The organism is Mariniflexile sp. HMF6888 (genome assembly GCF_044335535.1).
Lineage (GTDB): Bacteria > Bacteroidota > Bacteroidia > Flavobacteriales > Flavobacteriaceae > Mariniflexile.
On record NZ_JBIQVZ010000010.1, the window covers coordinates 73,544 to 90,354 of the forward strand.

The 16,811-nt window shown below is 34.7% G+C and carries 19 protein-coding genes; 8 read left to right on the forward strand and 11 right to left on the reverse strand.

All coding sequences use genetic code 11. The features are described from left to right. Positions 1-104: 104 nt before the first annotated feature. The 11 genes from ACGLWY_RS16735 to ACGLWY_RS16785 form a co-directional block, all read right to left on the reverse strand. A complete protein-coding gene (locus tag ACGLWY_RS16735; RefSeq protein ID WP_396620821.1) occupies positions 105-1,391 on the reverse strand; it encodes an alginate export family protein in 1,287 nt (428 codons plus the stop codon). Positions 1,392-1,432: 41 nt separating this feature from the next. After that, the gene (locus ACGLWY_RS16740; RefSeq protein ID WP_396620822.1) at positions 1,433-2,263 is read right to left on the reverse strand and encodes an ABC transporter ATP-binding protein; all 831 of its coding nucleotides are present in this window, start codon (positions 2,261-2,263) and stop codon (positions 1,433-1,435) included. A gap of 11 nt (positions 2,264-2,274) precedes the next feature. Next, positions 2,275-3,120 (reverse strand): ABC transporter ATP-binding protein, encoded by an 846-nt coding sequence (locus ACGLWY_RS16745; protein WP_396620823.1) that lies wholly within the window; start codon positions 3,118-3,120, stop codon positions 2,275-2,277. Between the two features lie 322 nt (positions 3,121-3,442). Continuing rightward, positions 3,443-4,549, reverse strand: coding sequence for an ABC transporter permease (locus ACGLWY_RS16750; protein WP_396620824.1), 1,107 nt, complete (start codon positions 4,547-4,549; stop codon positions 3,443-3,445). 23 nt (positions 4,550-4,572) lie between these two features. After that, positions 4,573-5,958: a CmpA/NrtA family ABC transporter substrate-binding protein gene (locus ACGLWY_RS16755; RefSeq protein ID WP_396620825.1), complete on the reverse strand. Its 1,386-nt coding sequence runs from the start codon at positions 5,956-5,958 to the stop codon at positions 4,573-4,575. A 364-nt stretch (positions 5,959-6,322) separates the two neighbouring features. Next, complete coding sequence (locus tag ACGLWY_RS16760) at positions 6,323-7,039, reverse strand: cytochrome c3 family protein (RefSeq protein WP_396620826.1); 717 nt, start codon at positions 7,037-7,039, stop codon at positions 6,323-6,325. Positions 7,040-7,050: 11 nt separating this feature from the next. After that, entirely contained in the window at positions 7,051-8,079 is a 1,029-nt protein-coding gene (locus ACGLWY_RS16765) for a 2Fe-2S iron-sulfur cluster-binding protein (RefSeq protein WP_396620827.1), read from the reverse strand. Positions 8,080-8,101: 22 nt separating this feature from the next. Next, a complete protein-coding gene (locus tag ACGLWY_RS16770; protein WP_396620828.1) occupies positions 8,102-8,578 on the reverse strand; it encodes a hypothetical protein in 477 nt (158 codons plus the stop codon). Positions 8,579-8,630: 52 nt separating this feature from the next. After that, entirely contained in the window at positions 8,631-9,458 is an 828-nt protein-coding gene (locus ACGLWY_RS16775; protein ID WP_396620829.1) for a DUF3365 domain-containing protein, read from the reverse strand. A 244-nt stretch (positions 9,459-9,702) separates the two neighbouring features. Beyond that, positions 9,703-10,116 (reverse strand): globin family protein, encoded by a 414-nt coding sequence (locus ACGLWY_RS16780; protein ID WP_396620830.1) that lies wholly within the window; start codon positions 10,114-10,116, stop codon positions 9,703-9,705. A 438-nt stretch (positions 10,117-10,554) separates the two neighbouring features. Continuing rightward, positions 10,555-11,313: a Crp/Fnr family transcriptional regulator gene (locus ACGLWY_RS16785; RefSeq protein ID WP_396620831.1), complete on the reverse strand. Its 759-nt coding sequence runs from the start codon at positions 11,311-11,313 to the stop codon at positions 10,555-10,557. Positions 11,314-11,547: 234 nt separating this feature from the next. Between ACGLWY_RS16785 and glp the strand changes: the two genes are divergently transcribed. Genes glp through ACGLWY_RS16825 form a run of 8 tightly spaced genes read left to right on the forward strand, consistent with a single transcriptional unit; the run spans position 11,548 to position 16,663 of the window. Then, entirely contained in the window at positions 11,548-12,735 is a 1,188-nt protein-coding gene (gene glp / locus ACGLWY_RS16790) for a gephyrin-like molybdotransferase Glp (RefSeq protein WP_396620832.1), read from the forward strand. A 10-nt stretch (positions 12,736-12,745) separates the two neighbouring features. Beyond that, complete coding sequence (locus ACGLWY_RS16795; RefSeq protein ID WP_396620833.1) at positions 12,746-13,084, forward strand: winged helix-turn-helix domain-containing protein; 339 nt, start codon at positions 12,746-12,748, stop codon at positions 13,082-13,084. 39 nt (positions 13,085-13,123) lie between these two features. After that, positions 13,124-13,477 carry a four helix bundle protein gene (locus ACGLWY_RS16800; RefSeq protein ID WP_396620834.1) on the forward strand — a complete coding sequence of 118 codons (354 nt, stop codon included), beginning with the start codon at positions 13,124-13,126 and terminating at the stop codon, positions 13,475-13,477. 41 nt (positions 13,478-13,518) lie between these two features. After that, a complete protein-coding gene (locus ACGLWY_RS16805; protein ID WP_396620835.1) occupies positions 13,519-14,259 on the forward strand; it encodes a sulfite exporter TauE/SafE family protein in 741 nt (246 codons plus the stop codon). Between the two features lie 2 nt (positions 14,260-14,261). Further along, positions 14,262-14,834 (forward strand): molybdenum cofactor guanylyltransferase, encoded by a 573-nt coding sequence (locus tag ACGLWY_RS16810; RefSeq protein WP_396620836.1) that lies wholly within the window; start codon positions 14,262-14,264, stop codon positions 14,832-14,834. Further along, positions 14,831-15,064, forward strand: coding sequence for a MoaD/ThiS family protein (locus ACGLWY_RS16815; protein WP_396620837.1), 234 nt, complete (start codon positions 14,831-14,833; stop codon positions 15,062-15,064). The genes ACGLWY_RS16810 and ACGLWY_RS16815 overlap by 4 nt, the downstream gene beginning before the upstream one ends. A 5-nt stretch (positions 15,065-15,069) precedes the next feature. After that, the gene (gene moeB, locus ACGLWY_RS16820; protein WP_396620838.1) at positions 15,070-16,215 is read left to right on the forward strand and encodes a molybdopterin-synthase adenylyltransferase MoeB; all 1,146 of its coding nucleotides are present in this window, start codon (positions 15,070-15,072) and stop codon (positions 16,213-16,215) included. A 4-nt stretch (positions 16,216-16,219) separates the two neighbouring features. After that, on the forward strand, positions 16,220-16,663 hold the full coding sequence (locus ACGLWY_RS16825) for a molybdenum cofactor biosynthesis protein MoaE (RefSeq protein ID WP_396620839.1): 444 nt from the start codon (positions 16,220-16,222) through the stop codon (positions 16,661-16,663). Positions 16,664-16,811 lie beyond the last annotated feature (148 nt).

Here is a 16,811-nt window from a genome sequence, read left to right on the forward strand (position 1 = left end):
ATTTTAAAAAAAAAGAACCCCATAATATTATGGAGTTCTTTTGGATTTAAAACACTTAACTAACTCAAATTGATTAATAGCAGATAGCTTGTTTGTTTTGTTTATTAGTTTAAAAATTTAGGTTTTATTACCAACATAGCCCATGCCCAGTTTTGAGTATCTGATGCATTAGCCTCGGTTACACCTTTTAACTCGTACATACCGTCTGCAGCAAACATGTGTGAATAACCCAAGACCATATTATAACCTTTAAATTTCTTTGTAAATACTAAATCCAATTCGGTTCCTAAAGATTTTTCGCCACTAGCCAGCTCTTGTTCGCCACTAAAATTAAGTGCTTTAACCAATAAGCTAGATGTTTCGCTTAATGTAAAGTTGGCACTTGCATGAATATCAAACAAACCAATTGAATTTGCATGATTTCCTACGTAGAAATAATCCATGAATCCGTTGAATTTGTGGTTTGTACCATATAATGGGAAGAAAGCGCTTGTTTCTCCTGCCGCTTTATCATTTCCGCTTATAATTTCTATTCCAGCTCCTAAACCAACCTTAGCAGTTGCTTTATAAGTTAAATCCAATCCTAACAGATAAGCTCCTTTTACGTCCACTTCACCAGCTGCTAATTGCTCTTTACCTGTTTGAATAAATGCATTTGCAGCTAATCCTAAACTACCGTTTTTATATTCTAAATGAGTACCAATTGTTTGAAGATTACTAGTTCCATCTGCAACATTTGGAGTCACCGTTGTATCAAAATTTTGGAATCCATTGTTCAACAATAATAAACTTCCTGAAAAATTTTCCCATGCTTGTTTTAAATATAGGTATTGCATAGTTTTATATGAAAAGAACCCTGTGGTATTATAAGCAGTTCCTGTATTTACAAATCCTGTTGGGTTAGAGTAATCTTGACTAAACGCCAAGCCTAAATCGATCATAAACTTTTCTTTTTTATATTTAATTAAGCCTGCATCGTGGTTACGCCCTTGTTGTGCCCAATCTAAACCTCCAAATATACGTTGGTCGTCATAAGAAATAACTTGTCGCCCTAACTTGGTAGAAAAACCTGAACCTAAATTAAGTTCGGCCCACGCTTCAAAAACAGCAAACGAGTTGTTTTGGTCGTACGGTAAAATTTGTCTGTTTTCACCCCAAACCATCACATCTTGAAGACTTAAATAAAACTTATAAGCTTCGGTAGTAAACCCTGCATTTAACCTTGCTCGTGTAGAGATTCCAAAACCGGCATCGGCAGCATCAGGAATGATACTTCCAAAACCATGGCGGTACTCTGTTCGTGGTCTAAATTCACCATCTAATGTAAATTGTGCTTGTGCAAATTGTAAGCACCCCAATAATAGTCCTAAAATTACGTATTGTCTTTTCATTTTTTTTTGATTTTAATTTATAATTGTTTGGTTTAAGGTATTTAATGTTCTAAAAAATCTATAAGATGTTTTCTGTATTTGTAATAATCATCATGTTCCAACACCGATTTTCGGGTTCTTGGCCGTTCAAAATCGATGTTTAAAATATCGCCAATTTTAGCCTTGGGTCCACTGGTCATCATCACCACGCGATCTGCTAAGAAAATAGCTTCATCCACATCGTGGGTAATCATAACTGCAGTGATTTTTTCTTTATTCCAAATTTCTATTAGGATGTCTTGAAGCTCGCCCCTTGTTAAAGAATCTAGCATTCCGAAAGGTTCATCAAGAAGTAATACTTTAGGTTTGATGGCAAATGCTCTGGCAATACCAACACGTTGTTGCATGCCTTGAGAGAGTTCTGAAGCTCTTTTATTAAAAGCATCTTCCAATCCTACTTTTTGCAAATAGTATTTAGCAATATCGTTGCGTTGTGCTTTGGTAGCGTCTGGAAATACTTGGTTAACACCTAGCAATACATTTTGAAGAGATGTCATCCATGGCATTAAGCTGGGCGATTGAAAAATAACACCTCTATCGGGTCCTGGACCTTTAATATGGTGCCCCAGAACAGATATATTACCGCCTGAAATAGCATTAAGTCCTGCAATCATTGAAAGCATGGTTGTTTTACCACAGCCAGAGTGCCCAATAATGGTGACAAACTCCTCTTTCATAATTTGAAGATTCAAATCTTCCAACACAATGTAATCACCTTTGGGCGTTGGGTATACTTTCTTAAGGTTTTTCAAATCCAACATAACTCTGGAAGGGAACATGATACCGTTTTCGGTATCTATATCTCTATTGTAATCTATGGTATTTGTGTTCATTTGTTCTTTATTTAGAAGTATCCAGCAAAGTTTTTAGGGCTCAATTCTGGTAACATATATTCTTTTTGAGCTACAGATTTTCGTTCGTTTCCTATATCCATTAAGTATTCAATAATGGCATTTCTTGTTTTTTTGAAATTAGGATTATCGTTCATTTCCGTTTTATCTCGTGGACGTTCAATATCAATTTTAAACTCAGGTCCTAACGTAGCATTGGGACCTGGACGTAATGGAATAATGCGATCTGCCATATAAATTCCCTCATCTACATCATTAGTGATTAGCAGTGCAGTACGTTTTTCTTTACCCCAAATATTTAAAATTTCATCTTGTAAATTGCCGCGTGTTAAGGCGTCTAAAGCACCAAGCGGTTCGTCCATAATAATCATTTCGGGTTTCATGGCTAAGGCGCGTGCTACGGCAACGCGCTGGCGCATACCACCCGATAACTCTTTAGGGCGCTTGTTAATGGCGTGCGATAAGCTTACCATGTCTACATACTCTGCCACAATACTGTTTAGCTCTGTCTTGCTTTTTTTAGGAAATGCCTCCTTGACCGCCATATAAACATTCTGTCCAACGGTTAACCAAGGGAGTAATGAGTAATTCTGAAAAATAACCCCACGTTCATGGCTTGTTCCAACAACAGGTTCGCCTTTAAACAATACTTCGCCGCTTGTAGGCTCTAAAAGGCCATTTATTAAGTTTACCAAGGTCGTTTTTCCGCTGCCAGTAAAACCCACAATAGCAACAAATTCACCTTCTTCAATAGACAAATTAATGTTCGAAAGCACTTTGGTAGCGTTATCGTCTTTACCGTAGGTTTTGTAAATATTATTTAATTCTAAGTATGCCATTTTGTTGTTTTTTGTTGATTCGTTGATTTGTTGATTCCATTATTTGGGCGTTACCGCAAGGGGCGGGCTTTCCGTTACAAGTCCTCACTCCTGTGTCGCTGTGGGCTTTCCACTGCAAATGTGAAACATTCACGATTTCAAATTTATCAAAGTAAAATGTATGAGTAATCCCTAACGCACTGTACGGTTCCAATTTAAATTCCTTCACGTTCATTATGTCATTTTACTTCAACGATTAATAAAAAAAACTGAAACTCTGAAACTTTGTTACTCTGCAACTCTGCAACTCTGCAACTTTGAAACTTTGAAACTCAGAAACTTATTAAATCCCATCATTTTTATTAAACGAAATCACATTTTGAATGGTTAACATAATTCTGTCCAACAAAAATCCAATGCCACCAATAACAAACATAGCAACAATAATTTTTGAATTGGAATCTATCGCTCCATTCTGGAATTCTTCCCAAACAAACGATCCCAAACCAGGACTTTGTGCCAATAATTCAATGGCAATAAGCACCATCCAAGATACAGAAAGCGTAATTCTTAATCCAGTAAAAATTAATGGTAGCGCAGATGGCAATATTACTTTAAACACTTTTTGAAATGTCCCCAATTTCAATACTTTAGCGACGTTTATGTAATCTTTATCTACCGATGAAACCCCCATAGCTGTGTTTACTAAAGTTGCCCACATAGAACATAAACCAACACTAATAAACGAGATGATAAAGGCGCTATCAGATTCGGAGTTTTTAGTTAATGTTTTTACAATCATAAAAACAAGTAATAACCAAACTACGGGCGATACCGGTTTAAAAATTTGAATTAACCAGTTTACCGAACTTCTCAAGGTTTTACTAAGCCCTATGACGATCCCGATAGGAACTGCTATAAGCAGTGCTAAAATAAACCCTGCAAAAACGGTTTTTATACTAGTTAGAATCTGGTCAACAAACGATGGTCTTCCTGTATATGTTATGGCATCTTTGCCTTCTGCCAATCGTTTTGCGTTTAAAGCAGCTGTTTTTTGAATAAAGGCTTCCTTGTCGGCTTTAATAACGAAATGGTCGTCTAATAAAGTTTTAAAAGAAGCCCAAACTTGAGCAGGAGATGGTAATGTGTTTGGTTGGCATTTGATAGCACCTGATGCTATACAAGCTCTCATAGCATCTGCTGCTTCCTGCCCTTGTTCGGTTAACGCTTTTTCTATTTTGTATTCAGCTTCTGTATTATACAGTGCTTTAGCTCCCATGTGCCATAATCCTATAAATAAGAGCATGGAAGCAAGAGGCACGACTACTTTTCGCAAGAAGTTTTTAAAATCTTCTTTCTCAATGTTCCCAGTAAATATCGATTTTATAGTTTTTAAAAAATCCAATCCTACAAACTTGGTTATTTTATCTAATGTTATGCTTTGCTTCATGAGTACTAACTTTTTTGAAAATTTTATTTTTTATCTTTATTTCCTATAGAGAAACTATTGATATATCCTATTGGGTCTTTAGCATCGTACTTAGTACCATCAATAAAATCGGTTGTTGCAGGTTTGTAACCATCTGTACTAGGCACATCGCTTGCAGGAATATTGCCTTCTGCTACCAATAAATCGGCTGCTTTTTTCCAGATATCAGGTCTGTAAATCTTTTTAATAGTTTCAGAATACCATCCTTCTGGTTTCGCATCAGGAATTTGTCCCCATCTGCGCATTTGGGTTAAGAACCAAATACCATCAGAGTAAAAAGGATAGGTTGCATTATACTTGTAGAATACGTTAAAGTCTGGCATGTCACGTTTATCACCTTTTTCAAATTCAAAAGTACCTGTCATGGAATTAGCTAAAACCACCTCGTCTGCACCCACATATTGAGGCATTGATAATATTTTAACTGCTTCAGCTCTGTTTCCTGGTTCGTCTAACCATTTACCTGCACGAATTAAAGCTTTGGTAACTGCTATGGCAGTATTTGGGTTTTCGTCAACAAACTTTTTTGTCATTACAAACACTTTCTCTGGGTTGTTTTTCCAGATGTCGTAGTTGGTTACAACCGGCACACCAATACCTTTAAAAACAGCTTGTTGGTTCCAAGGCTCACCTACACAATATCCATAAATAGTACCTGCTTCCAAGGTTGCTGGCATTTGTGGTGGTGGCGTAACAGATAGTAACACATCGGCACCAATTTGTCCTTGTACATTATCGGCAGTGTACATACCAGGGTTAATTCCTGCAGCAGCTAACCAATATCTGATTTCGTAATTGTGTGTAGACACAGGGAATACCATGCCCATTTTAAAGGCATTTCCTTTATTTTTATATTCAGTAATTACAGGCTTTAAAGCATCTGCTTTTATAGGATGAATTGGTTTTCCATCGGCATCTTTTGGCACATTTGGCTTCATTTTAGCCCAAACATCGTTTGATACTGTAATACCATTTCCGTTTAAATCCATAGAATAGGAGGTAACCAACTCTGCTTGTCTACCAAAGCCTGCACCAGCTGCAATAGGTTGACCCGCTAACATGTGAGCCCCGTCTAATTGCCCGTCAATAACACGGTCTAAAATATTTTTCCAGTTTGATTGTGCTTCAACAGATACAAATAATCCTTCATCTTCAAAAAATCCTTTTTCTTTTGCAATGGCTAAAGGTGCCATGTCGGTTAATTTGATAAAACCAAAAGTTAATTGTGGTTTTTCAATATCTAATGTTTTTGTTTTAGAAACTTCGGCAGTAACTTCTTCAGTTGATGCTTTTTTTTCTTTTCCACCACAGGCGCATAGTAGCAATCCAAGTGATAAGACCCATGTTGATTTTGTTAATAGTGATTTCATAGTATCTAGTTTTAATATTTTTAATAAGTATTAGTACTTAATTACATGACAAATATATAAGTAGTATTATTTTTATTCAATGACATACAACATGTAACAATAACCTTTTATGCATGTTTAAAGAACTTAAACAGCATGAAAAAAACTGCTATAATACAGTTTTGTTGTTTAATTAATTGAAAAATAGTTGGTTATGATTTGTTGATTAGAAAAAACGGCTTTACGTATTAATACGTAAAGCCGTTTGTTTGGTTACTAGATTAGTTAAGTAATTAGATCTGTAAGTATATGAAAGGAAGTATTTATTTGGTAATTTTAAAGAACTACAAATTGACAACTACAAATTGACAATTAATATAGAGAGTTATTTGTCATTCATCTTTTTAACCCACTCCAATTGGGTTAATCCAATATATTTTTTGTCATTACCATAAGGATCGAAACCTCCTTTTAAATAGGCTTTAATAAGCTTCATAGGAATGGTGTCTTTTAGCTTAACAGGGACTTCATGGGTATGGTTTCCATGAAAATCATGGCATTCAATACAGGTAAACCATTGTTCATTGGCAATAAGTGTTTTATGTGAGACGTCTAAAGGATCGTCTTCAACTTCTAAATCTTTATGACAGTTCATACAGTAGTTCATGCTTACCGAAGCTACAGTTACGCGTTCGCCTTTATGTTCGGTATGGCACGTGATGCATGTTGTAGCATTTATTTGTTTGATAGCATCACTAAATCTAGGTTCCGTGAATCGATGTGTTGGATGTCTGTCATTCGGTCTATCATGGCAACTTAAACAGTTGTCGACTGTTACATCACTGGTTCCAAAATCAACACTATTTTTACGGATCCCAACAGCATGCTCTATATTGGATTGCATTTGTTGCATCAGATTTCCTTTCGCATCTGCATGACATGCTATACAGGAAACATCGGCATGACCAGAATTCATTGGACCCAATGAAATATATTTTTCAGAAGATTCTAAATTTAGAAATATAAATAGAAGGCCTCCTAGAGTTAGACCTGTAATTCCACCAATAAATTGTCTCTTTCTTAATGGACTTACTTTAATCATAATAATTTGAATTATAGATTGATAGTGATTTTTTCGCTTTTAGGGTAGCTGATACAAGTAAGGATATTTCCTTTGTCAACTTCTGTTTGTGATAAAAAGTGTCCTGCGGTCATTTCAATGTCTCCAGAAACGCAAACAGCTTTACAAGTTGAACAAACCCCAGACCTACAAGAGTATGGCAAGGCAATATTGTTTGCCATGGCTACTCTTAATATGGATTTGTCTCCTGGCACCTGTATTTGATGTGTTTTGCCCTGAAAAATGATCTCTACATCACTCATGAAATCTTTTCCTGAAACTTTAACTTTAGGCTTTTTAAATACTTCAACGATTATTTCATTGGGTTTCACATGGTTATTAATTAGTATTTCCTTTGTTTTCTCCATGAATCCGAAAGGGCCACAAATCATGTAAACATTATTCTCAAAATTAATATGGTGTTTATTTAAGATTTTAACATATAAGTCATTGGTAGCCAATCCTTCATGGTAGTTTTCATGTGGTTCCTTATTTTCAGCCAAAATATGCTCTACATTAAATGTATTGGGATAAGCTTCTTTTAAAGCTAATATCTCTTGATGAAAAATAATGGACGTTTTATCCCTATTGGCATAGATAAGTAAAACCTTGGATTTAGGTTCGTTTGTGAGAACCGATTTAATTATAGAAAATACAGGTGTTATCCCACTTCCACCAGCAAAAAGAACATATTGTTTTTCTTCATTTTTTTTAGGCTCTACGTAAAAGCTTCCTTGTGGTTTATCAATTTCCAGTGCATCACCAATTTTTAAATTTTGGCATATAAAATTTGAAACCAACCCTTTGTCAACTTGCTTAACGGTTATTTTTAAATCCTTATCAGTGTAAGGGTTGCTGCTAAAGGAATAGGATCGTTTTTCTATTTTATTATTTATGGGAACATGTAAGGTTAAAAACTGACCTGGTTTGTATTTAACTTTATTAAAAAAATTACCATTTTTAAAAAAGATACTAACGGCATCATTAGTTTCTCTTTTTATATCTTTTACAACTAACTTCATTTATTTTTTTAGTTTTAAGCTTTTATTTATAGTAAAATACCATGCTTATATGAAAAACCATGAGTATGGTAATTACCATTGAAAATGCTACATGAGTAATCATCCATCCTTTAAATAAGATCTCGTTAGTGGATTTTATAACATCTAAATTAAAATAACCTATAAAGTTGTTTACAAGAAAAATATAGGTTAATAACATGAGGTATCCATAACCAAAACTCATGCTGTGAAAGTAAAAAAGTAACGGGCTTAAAGCGCCAAACCATTTATGAAGGCTGGTGACCTTAAAAGAATATTTTTTTAGTTTTTTTACAATTCTGCTAAAAGTCAACAACCATTGAATGACAATAAATAGTGCTAAGCCAAGCCCAGACCACCTTTTGTAAAACTCATCTTGTTGCATATTATATAGCCATTCCCATTTGAGTCCCAAAATAAACTGCATCAAGTACAGAAATAGTAATAGAAGACCAATACTTGTTAATTTATTAATTTTCACTTAAAAAAGATCTTTTGGTTTATTAAAAAGTGGTTTTTTATTTTAATTCAGATTATTTGAACGATAGTAAATTTTTCATGGTTCCAAAAGAGGACAGTTTTCGAACACTATCTAAAAACACCTCTGGTTTTGGTAAATAATTACCTTTAGAAGGCCATTTGTCCCCAATTTCAGGCTTCGGGCTGTTTTTAAAGCTTTCAACTTCATTTAAGTATTCAATATAGGTATCTACCGTGCCTTTAGCATAAGCATTTAATACCTTAATAGCATCGCCATAACTTAAGGAATCGGCGGGGTATTGCCAGGTTGTAGATCCCATAACGTCTCCTAACTTCCAATCGGTTTTAGAAGTTTGTTTATGATTGTTGTGGCACGTAACACAGGCATCTGCACTGGCTAAGTCGGCAAACATAGCGGTGTGTAATTTTTGCTCTTCATCATAAAAAAATTGTGGTTTTTGGTCTTTCTTGATCTTTTCAAATAAATCGGCTTGCTTTCCTTTAAGTTTATTTGCATTGTTAATTGGAAAGTCCGATCCTAGATATAAACCTAATGGTACAGTGCCTTTTCTAATGCTTGTAGCGATGCCTCTTAAAAATAATGCTGGTAAAGGACCTGCCTCTACATCATTTTTTCTCCAATCCTCATCAAACTTCATTCCTTGCTTTTTCCCTTCTCCAACAATAGCTTTGGTATAGAGTGTTCTAGTAACGTCATTTTCTTTTGCTACCATTTCCAAAACCTCGTCTACAGAAAAAACTTTTTCGGCAGATGCCGTTTTTTCTTTCTCATCAGGTACACCACCGCAGGCATTTAATGTTAAAGATAGAACTGCGAATAAGGCTGTTTTTATAATTAAAGTATGTATTAAATTTTTCATAATTGGTTTGGTTTTTTGGTTGAAATTAAGAGACTGTCTAAATTTTGTTTTTGGAATATTTTATAGTGTATTTTTTCGTCAGACAGGGCCGAGCGTATAAAAAAGGTCTGGGGAGACCTTTTTAGCGAAGGAGCCAGGCTGTCGCGAGGGAGAGATTCATAGCCATAGCTACGGACCGAAAAATAACTGAAGTATGACGGAAAAAGACGCATAAAAGAACCAAAGGATAGAACTTAGACAGTCTCTAATAAGAGGCGTCTATCATCACTGTAGCCATAGTGCCATACACATCGGTCCAGGCATCTTTAACTTCAGGTGTAAAATCGTCACCAAGACCTATTGCCAGGGTACCTAATAATGCAGCGCCTACGGTATCGTAATGAGATGGTTTTACTTGATACTCTACATGGCGTTTCCCTAGATTTTGTAAAACAGGAACTAACATGTCTAAATTGCTTAAACCTGCGACAGCACTAGATAACATCGTCATTAATTTATTGCCTTGTTCAACCATAGCCTCGTCACTTGATGGAAAAAGAGGTTTGAGTGCTGGGTCTAATTCAAATAACTTTGTGTAAAATATTTTAGCAGCAGTTGGTGCTATTGGTTTTACTTTTTCAAAAGATTCTTGTACCAGTGTAATTGTTTTTTGTTCCATGATTAGGTCTTTTTTAAGATTTTTGTATAAGTACTTATTTTACTAAGTATTCTGAAATTAAGTATTTTCAAAATTAATTGAACTCATTGTTAAATAATATGCTATAATACAAGAGCACTTATCTTTTTTAACACTTTATAAACTGCTGTTTTTAATATAAAAAGATGTTTTTATACCATGAAAACTCGTTTAAACTTTTTATAATTGACTAAAAATGTTTTTTTTGCCATGCGCTTTTTAGCCCATTGGCTACGCCGAATCTTCGATTTCACTAAAACAGTCGACTGGGTTATTTTAGCGAACGAGCCAGCTGGCGTAGGGTTGCATTTTCGCTTCAATCAAAAAATTTTAAACGAGTTCCATAAAAAAACCACCTGTATGGTGGTCTTAATCTATTAATTTGTATGTATGAGTGGGGGTAGGTAATTGTGATGTATTCTAGCTTCCTAAGTAATAATGATGCTCTTCAATTTCTTGTTTAAGCATTTTTTCATTTAAAATCCCAATCCTTTTTCCGTTGGCAGCAATAAGTTTTTCCTTTTTTAAAGCAGAAAATATGCGAATAACTTGCTCTTCAGTGGTGCCTGCATAATCTGCATATTCTTTTCTGCTTAATGGCAGATTTAGAAACCCTCTTAAGTCACCAAACTTTCTGTTAATATATAATAAGGTGTCAATAACCCGTTCTCGAACGGTCATCTGGGATATGGATTTTACTTTAGATTCGCTTCTGTTGAGTTCGTTAGCATAAAAAAGCATAAAATCGTAAGCAAATTTAGGATTGTTTAATAAAGCTTCTTGCAGGCTATTCTTAGAAAAATAACACAATGTCGTATCTTCTAAGGCAATCGCACCAATGGAATAATATTCTTCAGTACCAAATCCACGATGTCCTATAATTTCACCTTCTTTAGCAAATCGAACAATTTGTTCTCTACCATTAATACCTGTTCTAAATACTTTTGCCTTCCCTTTTAGGACAAAAAACAAACCGTTTACTGGGGCTCCTTCCATTATAAATTGTTGTCCCTTTTTGCATCTAAGATTGCTTTTGTTCTCGGTAATTTTAAAATCTTCTAAAGTCAAAAGATTTTTCTTAATTAAACAATCGTGGTTTACACAAGCATCACACGATGTATTGAGTACGGCACGTTTTCTTATAATGGTATGGGTTGTATTTTGAGTAGGTGGCTGCAATTAAAGATTTATTAAACTTAGTTAATAGTATGTTGTAGTGACAAATATACGTATTTATACTTAATATTTTATGATAAATACGTATTTTTGTGAGTTTGATAAAATAGTTATAGCTTTATTAGGTACTTTGAAATTATAAACTCTTTATTTTATTTACTACGTATTTTTTCTTAATTATTTTACGCCATAAAAGCTTTGTAAATTGTTATTCGTTATATTTGTAAAGATATAACGATGAGTATTATGACATCCATTGAAGAAGCCATTCAGCTTGTTAAAAAGCATAGTAGACCACTTTCAAAGAGTACTTATAAGCCTGTTGAAAAAGCAGGTGGGTATAAACTTTTTGAAAATATTTATGCTCCTATTAATATGCCTCCTTTTAGGCAATCGGCTATGGATGGCTATGCGTTACACTTGAATGACAGTTTAACCTATCACTTTGTAGGTGAAGTAAAGGCGGGTGATGCGCATCAGCCTGTTTTAAAACAAGGAGAAGCCGTACGTATTTTTACGGGGGCACCAGTTCCAGATACTGCCAATGCCGTTATCATGCAGGAGAAAGTGATTGTTAATGGCAATACCATCAGTATTCAAAACAAAGTAGGAGTCAATGCTAACATTCGTCCGTTAGGAGAGCAGGTTAAAAAAGGCGAACTAGCACTGGCAAAAAACACCAAGTTAACTCCTGCTGCTATTGGTTATTTAAGTTCTTTGGGGATTTCTGAAGTCGAAGTTTTTAAAAAGCCATCCATTGCATTAATCACCACAGGAAATGAGTTGGTTGAAGCTGGTACCGATTTAGTCTATGGAAAAATATACGAGAGCAATTCTAGAATGCTTTTAAGTGCCCTTTACAGTTTGAAATTTTATGATGTTAACATCCATAAAGTTGAAGATGATTATGACAAAACACTTTCTAAATTAGATACCGTTATTGATGAGAACGATTTAGTAATTATAACCGGCGGTATTTCGGTAGGCGATTACGATTTTGTTGGAAAAGCATTAAGTGCCTTAGGTGTTGCCGAGCATTTTTATAAAGTAAAACAAAAACCTGGGAAACCGTTATTCTTTGGTACAAAAAAAAATACAGTGGTTTTTGCACTTCCAGGAAACCCTGCGGCTGCATTAACCTGTTTTTATGTTTATGTGTATATCGCGTTACAAAAAATGATGGGCCATGAAGCTGTTGAATTACCTCGAGTAGAAGCAAGGTCTGTTTCAAGATTTAAAAAGTTTGGAGACCGCCCCCAGTTTTTAAAAGCGGTTTGGAATAATGGCGACGTTGAAATTTTAGAAGGACAAAGTTCTGCCATGCAGCAAACTTTTGCCATATCAAATGCCTTGGTATTTATGCGTGAAGATCTTTTAAATATTGAAATTGGTGATACGGTAGAAGTTATTTTACTACCCGTTTAAATAAAGGCTTATGAGTTATAAAATAAAAAGCAGAATATGGATTGAATGTAACGAGCATGTGCTTTTAGGCGAAGGACGTGTACATTTATTAAAGGCTATAGACGAAACAGGCTCATTATCAAAAGCAGCTAAAACCTTGAATTTGTCATACAAAAAGGCCTGGGGACTTCTTGACTCGGTAAACAAATCGGCAAAAAAACCAGTAACTATAAATTCTACCGGAGGAAAAGGAGGCGGTGGTGCAGAATTAACAGCGTATGGAAAATCTTTAATTAGCGCTTTCGATGAAATCAACCAAAGTTGTTGGGAATTTTTGGACAAACAATTAGTCAAAATTGAGAGTTTATGAAATCAGTGCCTAGAGTTAAAAGTATTTAAAGTGTGAATTATGGAAAACAAGGAATTTGCAAAGAAACTGGAGTTAAGGACGCGACAATTTGCGATATCAATTATTAAAATGTCAGCTTCTTTACCAAAATCAGCAGAATCGTTGGTTATTAGAAATCAGGTTACAAAATCAGGAACAAGTATTGGGGCTAATTATAGAGAAGCGAATCGTTCAAGAAGTAAAAAGGATTTTAAAAACAAAATTAAAATTTCAGAAAGTGAAGCAAGCGAAACAATTTATTGGTTAGAAATTATACTAGAACTTAATTGGATTGAACCAAACCATTTATATGAAATAATGAAAGAATCGAAAGAACTTTTAGCCATTTTTACATCCATTTCAAACAAACTCTAAACTTTAGACACTTTAGGCACTTATAACTTAATTATTTAAAAATGTTGCAAAACGAAAACATATATCTATTTTTATTAATGCTGCCCATAGTATCTTTTTTGTATTCTAGTGTGGGTCATGGTGGTGCAAGTGGTTATTTGGCTTTAATGGCGTTGTTTTCGTTTTCACCGGAAATCATGAAACCAACAGCGCTTTTACTTAATCTTTTTGTAGCAGGCATCTCATTTTACTATTATTATAAAGGTGGCTATTTTAATAAAAAACTGTTTCTTTCATTTGCAATAACCTCCATTCCTTTGGCTTTCTTAGGAGGCACCATAGAAATTGATGCGTCTGTTTATAAAAAAATACTGGCGGTTTTATTAGTATTTGCCATTTTAAAAATGCTCAACGTTTTTGGTAAAGAAAATGGGTCTGTAAAACAAGTTAAGCTTTGGCAAGGACTTTTCGTTGGAGGTATTATTGGGTTCTTTTCCGGATTAATTGGTATTGGAGGCGGTATTATTTTAACACCGTTAATTTTGTTGTTACATTGGGGAAATATGAAAGAAGCGGCAGCAGTTTCAGCGTTGTTTATTTGGGTAAATTCTGCGGCGGGACTTATTGGACAACTAAGTAGTGGCGTTCATTTAGAAATCGAAACATTTGTTTTAGTGGCAGTTGCTTTAATAGGTGGTGTGCTTGGTGCTTATTTAGGAAGCAAAAAAATAAACAATCAATCGTTACGCTATATTTTAGCTTTTGTCCTTGTAATTGCTAGTGTAAAACTATTTTTTACATAATTATGATAGATAAAAAAGACATAACAGGCATTATTTTATCTGGTGGAAAAAGTTCACGCATGGGTACCGATAAAGGGTTTTTGATGTATGAAGGCAAAAGGTTTGTGGAGTACAGTATAGAGGCGTTAAAGCCCTTGGTTTCTAATGTCACTATTGTTTCCGATAATGAAGATTATGACGTATTTGGTTTAAAGCGTATTGAAGATATTATTAAAAATGCGGGGCCACTAGCTGGTATTTATTCGGGGTTGAAACATACTTCAACTGTATATGGTTTGGTGTTGAGTTGCGATATTCCGTTAATAAATTCTAAAGTATTAGAAAAACTGATTGATGCTATTGATTCTGATTCCGAAGTCATTCAAATAGAAAGTCAAGGTAAAAACATGCCACTCATTGCTCTTTATAAAAAGTCATGTGAACCTATTTTTCTAAAACTTTTGAATCAAGGGGAAAGGCGTTTGCAATTTGCTGTAAATCAATGTAAAGTGAAACATGTATTATTAACTAGTGAAGATGAATTATTTACGAAAAACATCAACACGCCAGAACAATTAAAGGCTATTATAAAATGAACATTTGTATAAAATATTTCGGACTTATAGCAGAGGTCACACATTGTGAGGAAGAAACGATTCTTTTTTCTGAAAGTACGGTATCTGAACTTTTAGATGTATTGCATTCTAAATATTCAGCACTTAAAAACAGAGACTTTCAAGTGGCTCAAAATCAAGAATTAGTATCGTTGGAAACTAAAATAACAGGAAAAGAAATCGCATTACTGCCACCTTTTGCCGGTGGATAATTATTATGAGTAGATACAGCAGACATATCATCCTTTCAGAAATTGGTCAAATTGGCCAAGACAAGCTCACGAACGCCAAAGTGTTGGTGGTTGGTGCAGGCGGACTTGGGTGTCCGGTGTTGCAATATTTAGCAGCAGCAGGAATAGGAACTTTAGGTATTATTGATTTTGATGTGGTTGAAGCATCTAATTTGCAACGTCAAATTTTGTTTGGAACCTCCTGTTTGGGACAAAACAAAGCAGCCGCAGCAAAAAAGCGTTTAGAAGATTTAAATAACGAGATTTCCATTATTGCGTATGCTGAAAAGCTAAGCTATCAAAATGCTTTGGAATTATTCAATCAATACGACTTGGTTGTCGATGGTACCGATAATTTCGAAACGCGCTACCTTATAAACGATGCAAGTATTATTACAGGTAAACCGTTGGTTTTTGGAGCGATTTTCAAATTTGAAGGTCAGGTTTCAGTTTTTAATTATCAAAACGGACCGAGTTACAGGTGCTTATTTCCCAACCCCCCAGAGAAAAACACTGTTCCTAACTGTTCTGAAATAGGGGTATTGGGGGTGTTGCCGGGTATTATTGGAAGTATGCAAGCCAACGAAGTTTTAAAGATTATTTTAGAAATTGGTCATGTGCTTTCAGGAAAATTACTTTGTTACAATGCATTAACAGCCCAAACAACTGTTTTGAAAATTAATAAAACGGAAGCCATCATCAATTCGGTTTTAAAAGATAAAGATATTTTCAGTAAAAAACAGCTTGATTTTAATTGTGAGTTTGCCTCTGATGAAGTTTCCATAAAAGATGTTTTATCAAAGGAAAACATACAATTTATAGATGTTAGGGAGGTACATGAACGTCCTAAAATAGATGCTATTGAAGTCACTTCAATTCCTTTAAGTGAATTGGAAAATTCCCTTGATAAAATCCATACCGAAAAACAAAAGATGATTTTTTGCCAATCTGGAATGCGAAGTAAAAAAGCAGTTTCCATGTTGAAAGAACTACATATCGATAATTGTTTTAGTATTAAAGAAGGGGCTTTGGAAATAAATAATCAAGTACAATACCTACAAGGTTTTAAAAACCTTGCAGGAGAAAATAAAACCTTGCAGGACAGTAAAAACCTTGCAGGAGAAAATAGATAAGAAAATGACAGATAAAAAACCAAAAAGTGTGTTTAAGCAGGGGGCTATTTCTTCAGGGTTTATTGGAGAATCCATCGCAAAACACCAAACAAAGACAAGTATTGGAGCGCACAATATTTTTTTGGGTCAAGTACGTGCCGATGTTATTGATGGCAAAACGGTTTCGGCTATTGAATACACGGCCTATGAAGAGATGGCAAATTTAAAATTTCATGAGATTCGCGAAGCTGCTTTTGGAAAATTTGAACTTACCTGTATGCACATTTATCACAGTTTAGGCGTAGTGAAAGCAGGTGAAATTTGTTTGTTTGTTTTTGTGTCTTCGCCCAGACGTAAAGTGGTTTTTGAAGCTTTAGAATATATCGTTGAAGAAATAAAAGCCAACGTACCCGTTTTTGGAAAGGAAATTTTTGAAGACGATTCGCATCAATGGAAGAAAAACTCCTAAATAGATTAGTTGTTTGTCGTTAAGTTGTTGAGTCGACAGCTAAACAACAAAGACTTAAACAATTAACAATAAGCAGCCAAACAACAAACGTATATATAGTTGTCATTAAGTTATCAAGTCGACACAACTAAACAACTAACATCTAAAC

Excerpts from the sequence above, each read along its gene's own strand:
- ACGLWY_RS16740 (WP_396620822.1), bottom strand. The coding sequence starts at position 2,263 with ATGAACACAAATACCATAGATTACAATAGAGATATAGATACCGAAAAC.
- ACGLWY_RS16760 (WP_396620826.1), bottom strand. The coding sequence starts at position 7,039 with ATGATTAAAGTAAGTCCATTAAGAAAGAGACAATTTATTGGTGGAATT.
- ACGLWY_RS16745 (WP_396620823.1), bottom strand. The coding sequence starts at position 3,120 with ATGGCATACTTAGAATTAAATAATATTTACAAAACCTACGGTAAAGAC.
- ACGLWY_RS16795 (WP_396620833.1), top strand. The coding sequence starts at position 12,746 with ATGAGTTATAAAATAAAAAGCAGAATATGGATTGAATGTAACGAGCAT.
- ACGLWY_RS16815 (WP_396620837.1), top strand. The coding sequence starts at position 14,831 with ATGAACATTTGTATAAAATATTTCGGACTTATAGCAGAGGTCACACAT.
- ACGLWY_RS16775 (WP_396620829.1), bottom strand. The coding sequence starts at position 9,458 with ATGAAAAATTTAATACATACTTTAATTATAAAAACAGCCTTATTCGCA.
- ACGLWY_RS16735 (WP_396620821.1), bottom strand. The coding sequence starts at position 1,391 with ATGAAAAGACAATACGTAATTTTAGGACTATTATTGGGGTGCTTACAA.
- ACGLWY_RS16780 (WP_396620830.1), bottom strand. The coding sequence starts at position 10,116 with ATGGAACAAAAAACAATTACACTGGTACAAGAATCTTTTGAAAAAGTA.
- ACGLWY_RS16805 (WP_396620835.1), top strand. The coding sequence starts at position 13,519 with ATGTTGCAAAACGAAAACATATATCTATTTTTATTAATGCTGCCCATA.
- ACGLWY_RS16755 (WP_396620825.1), bottom strand. The coding sequence starts at position 5,958 with ATGAAATCACTATTAACAAAATCAACATGGGTCTTATCACTTGGATTG.
- glp (WP_396620832.1), top strand. The coding sequence starts at position 11,548 with ATGAGTATTATGACATCCATTGAAGAAGCCATTCAGCTTGTTAAAAAG.
- ACGLWY_RS16750 (WP_396620824.1), bottom strand. The coding sequence starts at position 4,549 with ATGAAGCAAAGCATAACATTAGATAAAATAACCAAGTTTGTAGGATTG.
- moeB (WP_396620838.1), top strand. The coding sequence starts at position 15,070 with ATGAGTAGATACAGCAGACATATCATCCTTTCAGAAATTGGTCAAATT.
- ACGLWY_RS16765 (WP_396620827.1), bottom strand. The coding sequence starts at position 8,079 with ATGAAGTTAGTTGTAAAAGATATAAAAAGAGAAACTAATGATGCCGTT.
- ACGLWY_RS16800 (WP_396620834.1), top strand. The coding sequence starts at position 13,124 with ATGGAAAACAAGGAATTTGCAAAGAAACTGGAGTTAAGGACGCGACAA.
- ACGLWY_RS16810 (WP_396620836.1), top strand. The coding sequence starts at position 14,262 with ATGATAGATAAAAAAGACATAACAGGCATTATTTTATCTGGTGGAAAA.
- ACGLWY_RS16825 (WP_396620839.1), top strand. The coding sequence starts at position 16,220 with ATGACAGATAAAAAACCAAAAAGTGTGTTTAAGCAGGGGGCTATTTCT.